This is a genomic window from Lysinibacillus sp. EB106-09-02-XG168, from assembly GCF_058791475.1.
In genome coordinates, this window is the sequence record NZ_JBYTDN010000003.1 from 2,746,996 (window position 1) to 2,760,888 (window position 13,893).

Annotated in this window: 12 protein-coding genes and 1 riboswitch; of the genes, 3 read left to right on the plus strand and 9 right to left on the minus strand. The window is 34.7% G+C overall.

Translation table 11 applies throughout. The features are described from left to right. Window positions 1–5 precede the first annotated feature (5 nt). The 4 genes from AC3WSO_RS14260 to AC3WSO_RS14275 form a co-directional block, all read right to left on the minus strand. Complete coding sequence (locus AC3WSO_RS14260) at window positions 6–3,272, minus strand: condensation domain-containing protein (protein ID WP_492531662.1); 3,267 nt, start codon at window positions 3,270–3,272, stop codon at window positions 6–8. 37 nt (window positions 3,273–3,309) lie between these two features. Next, window positions 3,310–4,575, minus strand: a complete 1,266-nt coding sequence (gene fabD / locus AC3WSO_RS14265; RefSeq protein ID WP_492531664.1) for an ACP S-malonyltransferase — start codon at window positions 4,573–4,575, stop codon at window positions 3,310–3,312. 600 nt (window positions 4,576–5,175) lie between these two features. Further along, window positions 5,176–5,445 (minus strand): hypothetical protein, encoded by a 270-nt coding sequence (locus tag AC3WSO_RS14270; protein ID WP_492531666.1) that lies wholly within the window; start codon window positions 5,443–5,445, stop codon window positions 5,176–5,178. Between the two features lie 323 nt (window positions 5,446–5,768). Beyond that, window positions 5,769–6,959 carry an MFS transporter gene (locus AC3WSO_RS14275; RefSeq protein WP_492531668.1) on the minus strand — a complete coding sequence of 397 codons (1,191 nt, stop codon included), beginning with the start codon at window positions 6,957–6,959 and terminating at the stop codon, window positions 5,769–5,771. Window positions 6,960–7,046: 87 nt separating this feature from the next. Between AC3WSO_RS14275 and AC3WSO_RS14280 the strand changes: the two genes are divergently transcribed. Further along, entirely contained in the window at window positions 7,047–7,196 is a 150-nt protein-coding gene (locus AC3WSO_RS14280; protein WP_492531670.1) for a hypothetical protein, read from the plus strand. 30 nt (window positions 7,197–7,226) lie between these two features. Next, window positions 7,227–7,326: riboswitch (purine riboswitch) on the minus strand. Window positions 7,327–7,539: 213 nt separating this feature from the next. After that, window positions 7,540–7,746, plus strand: a complete 207-nt coding sequence (locus AC3WSO_RS14285; RefSeq protein ID WP_492531672.1) for a hypothetical protein — start codon at window positions 7,540–7,542, stop codon at window positions 7,744–7,746. A 51-nt stretch (window positions 7,747–7,797) separates the two neighbouring features. Here the strand turns inward: AC3WSO_RS14285 and lepB are convergent, their stop codons facing one another. The 4 genes from lepB to dacB all read right to left on the minus strand — a co-directional run bounded on the left by lepB (window position 7,798) and on the right by dacB (window position 11,934). Next, window positions 7,798–8,358 carry a signal peptidase I gene (gene lepB, locus AC3WSO_RS14290; protein WP_492531673.1) on the minus strand — a complete coding sequence of 187 codons (561 nt, stop codon included), beginning with the start codon at window positions 8,356–8,358 and terminating at the stop codon, window positions 7,798–7,800. A 162-nt stretch (window positions 8,359–8,520) separates the two neighbouring features. After that, entirely contained in the window at window positions 8,521–8,619 is a 99-nt protein-coding gene (locus AC3WSO_RS14295; RefSeq protein WP_386830290.1) for a transcriptional regulator, read from the minus strand. Between the two features lie 534 nt (window positions 8,620–9,153). Next, window positions 9,154–10,086, minus strand: a complete 933-nt coding sequence (locus tag AC3WSO_RS14300; protein WP_492531675.1) for an LCP family glycopolymer transferase — start codon at window positions 10,084–10,086, stop codon at window positions 9,154–9,156. Window positions 10,087–10,500: 414 nt separating this feature from the next. Next, the gene (gene dacB, locus AC3WSO_RS14305) at window positions 10,501–11,934 is read right to left on the minus strand and encodes a D-alanyl-D-alanine carboxypeptidase/D-alanyl-D-alanine endopeptidase (RefSeq protein ID WP_492531677.1); all 1,434 of its coding nucleotides are present in this window, start codon (window positions 11,932–11,934) and stop codon (window positions 10,501–10,503) included. 153 nt (window positions 11,935–12,087) lie between these two features. Between dacB and AC3WSO_RS14310 the strand changes: the two genes are divergently transcribed. After that, the gene (locus tag AC3WSO_RS14310; RefSeq protein ID WP_492531679.1) at window positions 12,088–12,459 is read left to right on the plus strand and encodes a hypothetical protein; all 372 of its coding nucleotides are present in this window, start codon (window positions 12,088–12,090) and stop codon (window positions 12,457–12,459) included. Between the two features lie 74 nt (window positions 12,460–12,533). Here the strand turns inward: AC3WSO_RS14310 and ltrA are convergent, their stop codons facing one another. Further along, window positions 12,534–13,796, minus strand: coding sequence for a group II intron reverse transcriptase/maturase (gene ltrA, locus AC3WSO_RS14315; protein ID WP_492531680.1), 1,263 nt, complete (start codon window positions 13,794–13,796; stop codon window positions 12,534–12,536). Window positions 13,797–13,893 lie beyond the last annotated feature (97 nt).

Consider the following 13,893-nt stretch of genomic DNA (forward strand, 5'->3'; position numbering starts at 1 on the left):
ATTATTTAAAATTCAAATGAAAGAATCTCAATTTTATCCTCAACCTGTAATTCACTAACTAGAATCTCATTTAGTGGTAATAATGGATTTGAAACTAACTGATTAAGAATTTCATGAAAGCTATCAATGAAACGTAAAACTGTCTCTTCTTTGTAAGCTGCTTTAGAATATTCAAAAAAAGCACTCATTTGCTTTCGATTTGTGGTAATCGACAGCAATAAATCGTATTGTGCAGTTTGATTAGGTATGTCTAGGATTTTATATTCCCATTTATTAAAAGTTGGTTTTTTAAAATTTTGAAATACAAACATATTTGCTTGAAAAATAAAACTTAGTATTTCATTTGCTATTTCTGGTTCGTCATATAACCTCTCGAAAGGGAAATCTTGACACGCATAAGCCCCAATTAAAAAAGATTTCATTTGTTCAAGAACTGCTTTAAAAGTCATTTCCTCTTCCAATTGGCTGCAAATAGGTACAACGTTTAGGAGTGGTCCAATCATTTTTTGTAATTCATAAATTTTCCTTCCAGCAAATGGGGCAACTGATACTATATCGTTCTGACCTGAATAATGATAAAGGAAAACTTGGTAAGCAGAACATAGAACCATATATGGCGTAACATCGTATTGATGTGCTATTTCTTGAAGACCATCTACAAGTTTTGGTGGAATTTCAAAAAACACACGATTACCCTCAAATCTATTTTCCAACGTTTTTGGAAAATCCAGTGGCAAATTTAATTTCTTTATTTTTCTCATATTCTTTTTCCAGAAAACAAGCTCTTCTTCACTTATATTTGAAGTTTGATCCTTCCATAATGCATAGTCTTTATATTGGATTTCCAAAGGTTCCAAGACTTCACCTGCATAAAGAGCATCTAATTCTTCCATAATTAAACTGATAGAAGTACCATCCGAAATAAGATGATGCATATCTAAAATTAATAAATGAGTTGTTTCTTCTATACGATACAAACCAATACGAAAAAGACCAGGCTTTTGTAATTCAAATGATCGGATAAAAGATTGAATTGTATGTTCTATTTCATTAAGAGTTATAGATCCTGTTTCTAATTGATAGTCTAATTGTCCATGTATTTTTTGGTAAGGAATACCATCAATTTCAAAAAATGATGTTCGTAAGATACTATGACGTGTAATCAGTTTATTTATTGCAGATTCGAATTTTTGAATGTTCATATTTCCATCTAATTGAATTGCAACAGGTACATTAAATGCTGTGTCGCTATCTTTAAATTTACTTCGTATATAGATTCGCTTTTGAGAAGGAGATAAAGGATAATAAGGTTGCTTATTTTCAATAGGAATTGTACATACAGATGCTTTCGGCTGTTTTTGCAATTGAGTGGCTTGTGCGCGAATTGTTGGATGTGAATATATTAATGAAAGAGGTGCATCTAAGCCCATTTGACATTCAATTTCAATAGCCAATTGTGTTGCTTTTAATGAATCTCCTCCTACTTCAAAGAAATGATCTTCAACTCCAACGTTAGTTGTTTCTAGTATTGTTTCCCAGCATACTAATAGCGTTTTTTCCAGTTCAGAAACCGCTCTCTCTTGTCCTTTACATTCATTGATCATTAAACTTTGTAGCTCTTCTTGAATCTCGTCAAATTGTCCAAGTTGATATTGCTCTTTTACTAGGAAACGTTGTTTTTTTGTACTTGTTGTCTTAGGAATTTTTCTAATTGGGAATACCGCATCAAACGAAAATCCAAAATGTTCCATAGTTGTTTTTTGAACTAATTCAACAATATTCGAAAATTCTAATAATTTATCCGGATGATACTGAATAAAGGCTATAATCTGTTCATAATCATTTGAAATATTAATACTTACAATAATGATTTTTTCCGAATCTATATCTATCGCTTCTCCTATTTGATTTTCTAAATCATGTGAATGAAATTTTTGTCCGTTCACAATCACTACATCTTTAGAACGTCCTACAACGACAACTTTGCCATCAATTTTGAAACCCAAATCTCCAGTTTTTAACCAAAGATCACCTGTAAGTGCCTTCTCAGTGGCTTTTGGATTTTGATAGTATCCCTTTGTTACATTGTTACCCTTAATCAATATATGACCGACAACACCTTCCCCTACTTCTACTTGCTTATCGTCACATATTTTAAGAGCCAGAGAATCTAAAGGATAACCTTCATAGATAAGTGCAATGGCTTTTTCATCTGAAGATTGACAAATTTGCACTGATTGCCCAATTGCTAATTGTTCTCTGTTGTAATAACCAAATTGGATATATGATCCAGGCTTAGGAAAAGCTATTCCTAAACATGCTTCAGCCATTCCGTATACTGGATACATGGTATTTTCTTTAAGATTGTAGGGTTTTAAAGAATTAATGAACCGTAAAATTGTGGTTAGTGAAATAGGTTCTGCGCCGTTAAAAATTAAACGAACGCAAGATAAATCCCAATCGAATATCTTTCCAACCTTCATGCGTTTCATAAAAAATCGATAACCAAAATTGGGTGATGCGGTTATTGTTACTCTATATTCAGAAATTTTCTGCATCCAAAGCATTGGTCGTCGAATAAAGAGCGCCGTGGACATAATGTTTAGTGTGATATTTAAGTAGAGAGGTGTTAAGAAAAAACCAATTAAACCTAAGTCATGGGTTAATGGCATCCAACTAAATGTTTGGTCTGCTGTAGTAATATGAGAAGCCGTTATCATATCTTGAATATTAGTAATCAAATTGTGATGTGTTAAAATACATCCTTTAGGTGCACCTGTGGAACCAGATGAAAATTGAATATAAGCAATGTCATCCGCTTCAACCTTATAAATTATGCCCCGCTGCATTTCACGGCTTAAGTATTCATAGTTTAAAATAATTGTAGGCTGAAGAGATAACGTCATTGCTATTTCATTTATATAAGGACTTTCCGTAATAATTTTGGGATTTTTTAATATTTGCCATACATTTTGTAGTTTCTTTCGTTCATTTTTGGTGTGTACAAGATGTATAGGTACGGCTACAATGCCCCCTAACAAACAAGCTATAAACGTTTCAATGAATTTACAATTATCATTAAATTGAAAGACTAATTCATCTCCTGGTTCAATTCCATGTGATTGTAAGCTATGCAGCAATCTTAAAGATCGTTCATACAATTCAACATAAGGAATATATTGGTCTATATGCTGTCCTTCAATAAAACGAATTCCGTTATTTGTTTGTGCTGCGTTTTGTATAACCTCAACTAAATTATTATATTTCTCCAAGCTGGCCCCTCCAATCATAAACAAGTAAACTTAAAAATTAGTTTTTTGAATAAATAGAATTCATAATTTCCTCATTAATATTTATTAAAATATTTACTAAAAATCTATCATTCTCTGCAATGATAGCTAATTGTTTATGTCTTTCTTGCCAGTCTTCATTAGAAATAAACTTTAACTTTAGTATTTCTGTAAAATGAAATAGAATTTGTTGCATCCCATTCAAAATTACATCTTTACGTAATTTTTCATACATCTCGACTAATTCTTTATAATGATGTAATATCATTTTTTGCGATTCTGAATTTTGAAGACCTTTATTTTGCGTACTAACCGCAATACTTATGCATTTTTTTAAAAAGCGATAATGTGGATAAATCAGTGTTAATTGTCGCTTTACTTGTTCCAACTCCGTAAGTTCGCCAATTGAATACACTTGAGCAATTGGCAAGTGACTTTTTAATATATTTGATAATGACGTTCCAGGGCCAACTTCAATAATGTCCGTAATATTTTGTTGATGTAAAAAATTCATACAAGCAACCCAATCAACTGGTTGAACAATTTGACGAGAGAGCATCTCATGAATTAAAATATCTTCATGTGTGTCACCCGTTACATTGGACAATACATCAACTTCCGGCTTTTTAATTCTGAATTTTTTGATATATTCACCGAATAAAGTGGCAGGTTCTGTCATAATTGAAGAATGAAATGGTGATGTCACATTTAAATAAATAACCTTTCCAGCCGTTTTTTGTATTTGTTTTACCACTTGCTTTACAGCATCTTCATGACCTGAAATTACAGTTTGGTCTCTTGAATTATAGTTAGAAATTTCTACGATATTATCTTTTCTAGATATATTTTCACAATGGGCTTGAACATCAGAAGAGTCCAATCCTATAATCGCAGCCATTTTATAGTCACCAATAGACGCTTCTTGCATTAATTCTCCTCTAGTCCGGACAATTTCCAATCCATCAGTAAAAGAAAATGTATTAGCAGAAACTAAAGCAGTCAATTCCCCTAAACTATGTCCTAATAAAATACGGGGATGCAGATCCAAATTCTCTTGTAAAACACGAAATGTAGCATAGCTGACCACAAATACAGCCAACTGAGTATACTTTGTTTGCATTAATTGATCAGTATGCTTACCAAAGCAATATTCTTTTAAATTTAGTTGTAAGGAATCACTTGCTTCTTCAAAAATAGTTCGTGCAGTTTGATGCTGGTAAAATAGATTTTTTCCCATCCCTGGAAATTGAGAGCCTTGTCCTGGAAATACAATTGATATTGTCATAAAACACCTCGTTAATAATTAAATGGTTAAATAAAAATAGTGAAATTAGACAACAAATCGACGCATTATATATTTTAAGCTAAATATGTCAAAAAATTCTATATATTAAATATATATCTAAAACCCAAAAAATTCAAACATAAAAATTTAATGAACATTCAATAAAATATTATTAGAAAGTTCTTTTTATTTGGAAGTTAACTAGAAGGAAATTTAAATAAATTTCTTTTTAAACAATTAGTTCTTAAGGGAAATCATTTGATAAATTACATAGGGGAAAACGCTTCAAGAAATGTAAAGTATGGAGTGTTCAAAATTATTAACTATTTTCACTAAAAAAAGCTAATAGAAGTCTATCACTTCAATTGGTTAGTAAAATAATTTATTATGAATCAAAATATACAAAGGGCATTTGAATATAATTATTCAAAATGCCCTTTGTATATTTCTGGATTGTTGAATTAACGATAGTATCTAACTCTTCTTTAAATTATGGACAATCCCAATTAACCTTATATCATTTAGCTTTTTATTCGATACTAATAAATAATCGAGTGCACTCATTCTAGTAAGCTTAAGAGTAAATTTTATAGCATCTGCTTAAGAGTCGAACAGAAAGTTTCCGAGTTCGTCTGTTGGTATATATTGATCAGCGATTTTTCGTTTTAGTTTTCGTACAGATAAAGTGTGTGAATCCTCTTCATATAAAATAATAGCACCCACATTTCGGTAAAGCGTCTGGTCAATTGTTGCGACAACTTTCACATTTGACCCTTTAAATTTCGTTAAATCTATCTGCATGTATTTACCTCTATATGATTGTCCTTCTTTTACAGTAGTATTTTCTGGATATTCAAACCAAAAATCCACTATAAAAGTTCGTCACCATAACGTGTGGTTGATTTCCGTTCCGACTGGGCACTTTCCCGGGGGCGTCCCCAACATGATGTTGGTCACGAAGGCGTTATCACAGGACGTGATGGTTTTAGCCTTTGTTTCTCTCTATTGCTGACCCCAAGGACTCGCCAAGCCTCCACTCCAATCAACTTTTCACATGACATACATTTTCGCAAAATGCTATCCTAGCTTTCAATGATAGGTCCAATTTTTTTCAGAAATTCCAGCCATTACCATAATGTGATTTCTGTTCCGACCGAGCACTCTCATGGAGGCGTTCGATGAGCAACTCTAAACTATAAATTGTTGTGAGCCGATTTCAGCCCTAGCTCAGCCTCATGTGAAACTGGCGCTCTTTTTAGAGAAAAAATCGCACAGCCTAGTGCACATAAAACTAAAATGGCACCGAAGCCAGCTAAATGCTTAGCAGACCCTATAACAGCAAACATAGCCCCACCAACAGCTGATCCGATAGATATACCGATTTGTAAAGCAGCAGTATTTAAGCTTTGTTGAATATCAGACGTTTTTGGATCAGTTTCTATTAAATAATTTTGTAATGGAGGGGTAAGTGCCCAACTAAGTGCACCCCATAAAATTGTCGCGACTAAAAAGAGTGGAAAAGCAACAATTGTATAAGGAATACTAAATAATACAACGGCAAATGTAGAGACAACAATTAGAATGGCTTTACCAGTACCAATTTTGTCACTTAGCCAACCACCAAGAGCATTCCCACTGACAGACGCTATTCCGAAGATTAGATAACAGATACTAATCCAAGAGGCACTCATATCAAATGCTTCTACTAAAAATGGCGTTAAATATGCATAAAGCATATAATGACCAGCCAGCATAAACAGTGTTGTTAATTGTGCACTTAAGATTTTTAAATTCGACAATGATTTAATTTGAGCCTTTAATGGGACAATTTCTACAACTGGCATTTTTTCAAGTAATAACGCAATAAGAATCATAGATATAGTTGAAAGAAGCGCGATTCCTAAAAATATAGCTCTCCATCCAAATGCTTCCGAAACAAATATTCCAATTGGCACACCGATGACAAGTGCCGAACTAACACCTATGAAAACAAACCCTAACGCTTTTGCACGATGTCTTGGTTCAACAATTTTTGTCGCAATCGTTAAGGATAAGACGATGACCAATGCAGTACTCATCGCCGTGAAAATTCTAGCAATCATGACGATCAAAAATGTCGTACTAAAATACGTCATAAGATTACCTAAAGTAAAAATAAATAAAGAAATAAGATAAAGGCGCTTCCGTTCCACTTTTGCGGTTAATGATAAAAGCACAGGCGCAGATATCGCATAGACGAGAGCAAATATTGTAATTAATTGTCCCGCTGTTGATAAGGACACTTTTAAATCTTTTGCAATTGTTGGTAATATACCACCAACAATTAATTCCACCAATCCTACCGCAAAGGTAGTAACGGCCAGAATGTAAACTCTCCAATTCATAATTATCACCCTTCTGTTACACTTTCATTTTTGTAGGGAGATCTCAATTATGCCTCGGCATAATTGCGTCCGGAATCGGCTTTGTGCATGAACAAAGAACTCCTTTATGATTCCGTGACATCCGCCGGAGGCTTTAACTTCTTTCAACAAATGTTTTTGGTAGCGAAAGCGAAGCGTCAGCTACAAATGTTTTTGGTAGCGAAAGCAAAACGTCAGCTACCAATGTTTGGATACTGATGAAAGAAGTTAAAAAAAATCCTGACTACAAAAATGAAGCACGATTTTTGTAGTCAGGATTTTATGGTTCCTGGTAGAGACCCTCAATCCATATCATTGAGGTTATACATATCAAATATTTACGTTAGCTATATTAGCATATTGAATTTTGCATGACAACATTTTTTTATTATTTCTTTCTTGTCATCCATAAACTTAGTTCACTATAGCACTCTTATTCATTAAAGTGCAACCACTTACCTACTAAAAAATCATATTAAAAGAAAGAAATTTCAGATTTTACTTATATTTTTTCAAGTTTGACCATACATACTAATATAACAGAACATTGTGAGGTGATTGTTTGCGTATAGTAGGTTTAGTATGCTACTTTTTATTGTTGTTTTATGGTGTAGAACCAGTAACAGAAGAGCTCTCAATCAATCAACAAGCAATCAATTCTCCTAGTCTGAGCGAACAGCAAATCCCGATAAAAGAAACGGTTGAAAATTCAACGGTTTGTACCTATTACTCCACTTATAAAGTTTGCAAAGATTTATCAGCGAACTAAAAAAGAGGCTACGTTGAGTAGCCTCTTTTTCACTGCAAGTCCCTATTTAATTTACTTTGAACCAATATGGAAACGATTAAACGGATATATTGTTAATTTAGCTTCACCATAGACGGCATCTTTAGAAATTAAGCCATAATGGCGGCTATCAGAACTTCTTAAACGGTTGTCCCCGAGTACAAGATACTTACCCTCAGGTACCTTTTTCTCATTTACTAATTGCTCTAACGTGAAATTTTCTGTAATTCGTAATTGCTTAGGATCATCTGTTTGACGATTCACATAATCTTCTTTATAAGCTTTTCCATTTACATACAAAACATCGTCTTTCATTTCAACTGTATCACCTGGTAGGCCAACTACTCGTTTAATATATAGCTCATCCTCTGTTGGTGATTGAAAGACGATTTGATCAAAGCGTTCAATTTTACTCATTTTACTTACAATAATAATATCCTTATCATGATAAGTTGGGTACATAGAAGCTCCTTGTACTTTAATCGGTGCAAATAAAAATTGCTTACAGCCTAAAACAACTATAGCGGTAATTACAATAATTTTAAGATAGGATATTATTTCCTGTTTGAAACTACTTGTTTTCTCTTCTTGCATGCTCATTCCCCGATACTGTTTTTTTATAGTATAACATTTTCTACAGTATATGGACGAATTTTCACATAAATTGTTTCATGTTCATAAAAAATAGACAAAGCTAATTTATAACTTTGCCTAGATACATTCTATTCTTTTGTTTTTCAATTATGAGTGGTTACTTTACGTAGTAGTAGAGTGTTGCTGATTAGTTAATAAGTCTACTGTTAAAACAATACCTACATGTAGTGCAACTGCTAAAAAAAATGTACCTATAATCATCACAATCACTCCTTCAGCCATTTCTAACACAATTATACATCAATTTTCTGATATTTCAAATAAATAAAAAAATAAATAAATTATGCCTCAGCAATAATTGCATCCGTTATCGACTTTGTGCTTAAGCCTGTGTGAGGGCCGGAACGATGTCGGTCATTTCGGAATGCCACAGGACGTGACGTTCTTAGACTGAGTTCCTCTATTTCAGCAAATCTCTTTTGTACCGAAAGCGTAGCGGCAGGTACATGTGTTTGGACACCCACTGAAAGTAGTTAAAATAAAAAAACCATTCAACTAGGCATGCACCCTACCTGAATGATTTTTTATGTTTCACATGAAAATTTTCAAGCACAATAGTTGTAGATGACGCATAGCTGAACTGAATGAATTTTTTTGAACTTTACGCTTAGGCACATAGCTTTGCATGCAATTGTTTACAGCTGTATACCTAAGCACCTGGGTCCTTCCATTCATGTATCTCCCTCCCCTCATTGTCCAAAGATTTACAACTATCGTACTCAAATTGTCACTCTTTTATTGCAAATGAGCTTTTAATTCCGCTTTTATTTTTTCTAGTTCGGTCTCTTCAGGGATGAAATACCATATGTTGTCAATTCTTTTGCCATCTCCCTCTTTAAACGACAACTGCTCAAGATTACCATCCATATTTTTATAAATACTTTGTAGTTGAATTAAATCCTTCATCGTAAAATTCATACGAACATTATCTCCTACTACATCAAGCATATCTGTAGCCTTTAATAATATAGAAGATGTTGACGAGGCTTTTTTCAAAACCGCTTCAATAATTTGTCGTTGGCGAATTTGACGTCCAAAATCACCACGAGGATCTTCATAACGAATACGTGAGAAGATCAGTGCATTATCACCATCTAAAGTTATCTCACCTTTCGGATAATGATAGGAATCATATGTTAAGTCCATGTCATTATCAATGGTCACCCCACCAATCGTGTCAATAATTTGCAGGAAGCCATCCATATTAACAAACACATAATAATCAATAGGTATATTTAAAAAATGCTCCACCGTATCCACTGCCATTGGGACGCCGCCAAATGCATAGGCATGATTGATTTTATCGACGGTATTATGTCCAATAATTTCAGTACGAGTGTCTCGAGGTATACTGAGCATCTTCATCGTTTGTTTTTGAGGGTTCACCGTAATGACAATCATCGTGTCAGAACGGCCACTGTCTTCTTTTCGTTCATCAACTCCAAGCATTAACACGGAAAACGGGTCTTTTTTCGTAACTATTTTTTGTTCTTTACTTTCATCTGTTGTTTCAATTAATGGTGTATTTATTTTATTCATTGTTTTTTGGATAGTGTAATAAGCAGTACCTATAAAAATTAAAAATATCGTTAATAAGCCACCTACTATCCAAATCCAAATTTTCTTCTTGCTCTTTTTTTCTTTAGTGCGTTTTGTGTTTTTTTCCATACATAAGTCCTCTCATGCAAAAATTTACCCTACTTTTTGACGTATTAAGTTGGAAAAAAGTTAATATAGTCTAATTATATGCATATCGGACGAAAATAAGACGTACACTATATTTACTAATAACACATAATAATACTTTATTTGTAAAATAAAATTTGATTATTTAATATCCAGTAACAAGAAACTCATAATGCCACTATGTTTTATACAAACTAGCACTCTATATCCGCATTCAGCCCATGACCTATTGAGGTTGAGATTAGACTAGCCTTTGCTTTCTATTTACAAAAAGGGATAGAAAAAGGGTCAAGACACCTTTACATTGCCCTGACCCTTTTACACCTGTAGCTGATGCTTTTCTTTCGCTAAAAAAACACCCTGCTGAAATAAATTAAACCACATTGTTCAACATTCTTACATTTCATTTGCAACCTGTTTAACAATTTCATCAATAATTGGGATAGCTGAAGTTTTATTGGCCTGTGTCAAAATACTAAAGATATACCACTTGCCACTCTTTCCTTTTACATAGCCACACAAAGCATATGTTCCAGCAATATAGCCTGTTTTAGCAGATACACTATAGCCCTCCATACGATTTTCTAAAGTCGCACCAACAAGGCTGCCCTTTCTTCCTGCATGCGGTAATGAATCTAAATATGTGGAATACCAGGATTTATTGCGAACGTTATATAATAATAGACTTACTTGCATACTGCTTACTCGATTTTGATGACTTAAACCTGAACCATCTTCAATATACCAATGCTCCATATTAAGCCCAATATCACTACCATACGTACGAATCGCTTTAATGCCAGCGGACCAGCTGCCTTCATCAAGTAACTTTCGCCCTAGTTGTTTAGTAAACATATCACCCATCCCATTAATGCTTAACTTTAAATACATAAAGTTAATATCCTGTAATGGTTTTGAATATGAAATACTTACTTGTTGTGCATTCTCAGGTACCTTTCCTGTTTCAATAGGCATTGTTTGGATACCTTTCGAGCTTAATATTTCTCGGAATACGTCAAGTGTATATAGCGTTGGATGATAGACAGCTACATTTGTACTTACCTGTGAATATGCTGGTAAGTTACCCGTTACAATGATTTGATCTGTACCGTATTCTCTTGTAATTTTCACTGTACTTTTCTCGTCCTTGTTCACAACTTTTGTTTTGTTGACTATCGGAATAGTACTTGCAAACGGAACAAGCTGAACATTACCTGTAGTACCAACCTTTGAGCCTGTCACTTTCACTTGCACAGTTGCAATATCATATTGATCATTTGGCGAAATCGTTAATGCTGAAATGCGCGAAGCATATGGTTGATCCTCTTCTTCAGGTACAATTCCCTTTGGTAAACGATCTGCATCAAACCAAGTATCATCCCCGATTAAGGAACCCGAAATTTTCGAGATACCCATCTTTTTCAATTCATTCGAAAACGATTCTAAATGAACAGGTAAAAGCGTTGGATCTCCCCCGCCTTGTATATAAATATTACCGTGAAGAACACCATCTTCAATTGTGCCATCGACATATGTCTTCGTAGCAAAGCGATAGTCAGGCCCTAATAAATCCAAAGCAGCGGCGCTAACTAAAAGCTTGAGCGAAGAAGCAGGGCGTATCATTTTATCTCCATTTCTATTGTAAAGTACTTCCCCAGTTTCTATATCTCGTACCGTTATACTATACTCATTGTTCTTCCAATTTTCAGCAATGATGCTATTCACTTTTGTTGTCATCGTTTGCTTTCGAGCTCTTTCCTTCACAACAAAGGTGATTGGCAAACAACAAACCATTAAAATAATCATAAAAAAAATAATTTTCTTTTTCATAGACCCTCCAATTGGCAATTTTATACTTCCAACACTTTATTCCGCAGGAAAAATCAGCATTTTTCACAAAAAAATAATATGTCAACTTTTTTATTCGACAAGAATAAACTGTAATAGCTAGCTAAATCATTTCGGGAAAGGAGTTGTTTATAAATGGGTGCTAAATGGATAAAGATTTCAATCTTATATTTAGTCATTGTTTTGGCCTTTGGACTGTTTATGCATTATACAATTCAACTCGAATGGACGGCGACACACGCACACATCGGTGTGGTAGGTTGGCTGACTACTGGTTTTATCGGTTTAATTTATTCAATCTATAAAGATGCAGCCGAGACAGGACTGGCCAAAGCACAATTTTGGTTCTACAATCTCGGATTGCCGTTCCTCTTGGTCGGTATGATGATGGTTCATATAGATGTACCAAACTGGTTATTTGAGCTCTTTGTATCTGGTGGCGGTATCGCAGTAACAATTTCAGTACTGTTCTTTTTTGTCAATGTCTTTAAAAATGTAAAATCTTAATTCGAGTAGGAGGGAGTGATTAACTCCCGACCTCTCACACCACCGTACGTACGGATCCGTATACGGCGGTTCAATTAAGATGAATAACGCAAAGTTTCGTAACGAACTTGCAGACTTTTCAGCCCTTGGCTTTCCCAATAGGAATTGCCGAGGGTTCTGTGCAATATGGGGCTTTTTGAAATGCGCCAGTACCCTTTTCGGGTATTTCCCCATTCGTATGCTTTTCCGTACGGAACTTTTAAACGAATGAGATTTCTGACTCTGGTTCGGGGTTTCTTCCAATTCTTCCAAAGACACATTCGCAACCTTCTCTTAATCCAACTGTCTAATTTACTGAATACTGAAGGTGTATCTGCGAGCGCAAAATATCCACACCATCCAATTAGATATTGGTTTAATTTCTCGATACGATATTCCATTGGAAATGGCATCTTTCTAGAGGTAATTTCTCGTATTTTCTTCTTCATTCGTTGAAGGCTTGTTTTCGCCACCCGAACTTTTGGTTCTTTATGGTGTGAAAAACTAAAACCCAAGAATTTTCGATTCCACGGTCGGTCTACCGCTGATTTGGACTCATTCACTTTCAAGCGTAATGTACCTTCGACGAATCGCTGTACACTTGCTATTGTACGCTCTCCTGCACGTTTACTCTTCACATAGATATTGCAGTCATCTGCGTAGCGAACGAATTTATGACCACGTTTCTCTAATTCTTTATCCAACTCATCTAACACGATATTAGAAAGAAGTGGACTTAATGGTCCACCTTGCGGTGTTCCTTCCTCTGTACTTGAAACAACTCCATTTATCATGACACCTGCTTGGAGATATTTACGGATAAGTTTTAATAATGATTTATCATGAATTCTTTTCGCTAATGTTGCCATTAATCGGTCGTGGTTGACCTTATCAAAGAATTTCTCTAAATCCATATCCACAACCCAACGATATCCTTCCTTCATATAACCCTTCGCCTTTCGGACTGCGTCATGAGCACTCCGTTTTGGTCGGAACCCATAACTGTTGTCCGAGAAAGTTTGGTCATATTCTTTTGATAATATCTGCGATATGGCTTGTTGAATCAAACGGTCTGTCACGGTTGGGATTCCTAATAGACGCACACCGCCGTCTGGTTTCGGGATTTCGACACGAAGTACTGGTTGCGGTTCATAAGTTCCCATTAGAATTTGCGCTTTAATGGATTCCCAGTTTTCGAGGATGTGCTGACGTAAAGTTTGTACGGGCATCATGTCTACTCCCTGGCTTCCTTTATTCGCTTCCACTCGCTTTAATGCTTGTATCATATTCGGACGTGCTAGAATTTGATTCAACATCACCATTTCGTTCCTTTCCGTGAATAGCTTGTCTTCTTATGCCCACCTGAACTACACCCTCCGCAAATACCCTCATGGACTTCACCATTACTTTCTAAGC

What these genes read in the sequence shown, in the direction of transcription:
- AC3WSO_RS14295 (WP_386830290.1), bottom strand. Translation starts at nt 8,619, where the DNA reads ATGATTATAGGTACATTTTTTTTAGCAGTTGCACTACATGTAGGTATT.
- AC3WSO_RS14310 (WP_492531679.1), top strand. Translation starts at nt 12,088, where the DNA reads ATGGGTGCTAAATGGATAAAGATTTCAATCTTATATTTAGTCATTGTT.
- lepB (WP_492531673.1), bottom strand. Translation starts at nt 8,358, where the DNA reads ATGCAAGAAGAGAAAACAAGTAGTTTCAAACAGGAAATAATATCCTAT.
- AC3WSO_RS14300 (WP_492531675.1), bottom strand. Translation starts at nt 10,086, where the DNA reads ATGGAAAAAAACACAAAACGCACTAAAGAAAAAAAGAGCAAGAAGAAA.
- fabD (WP_492531664.1), bottom strand. Translation starts at nt 4,575, where the DNA reads ATGACAATATCAATTGTATTTCCAGGACAAGGCTCTCAATTTCCAGGG.
- AC3WSO_RS14280 (WP_492531670.1), top strand. Translation starts at nt 7,047, where the DNA reads ATGAACAAAGAACTCCTTTATGATTCCGTGACATCCGCCGGAGGCTTT.
- AC3WSO_RS14275 (WP_492531668.1), bottom strand. Translation starts at nt 6,959, where the DNA reads ATGAATTGGAGAGTTTACATTCTGGCCGTTACTACCTTTGCGGTAGGA.
- dacB (WP_492531677.1), bottom strand. Translation starts at nt 11,934, where the DNA reads ATGAAAAAGAAAATTATTTTTTTTATGATTATTTTAATGGTTTGTTGT.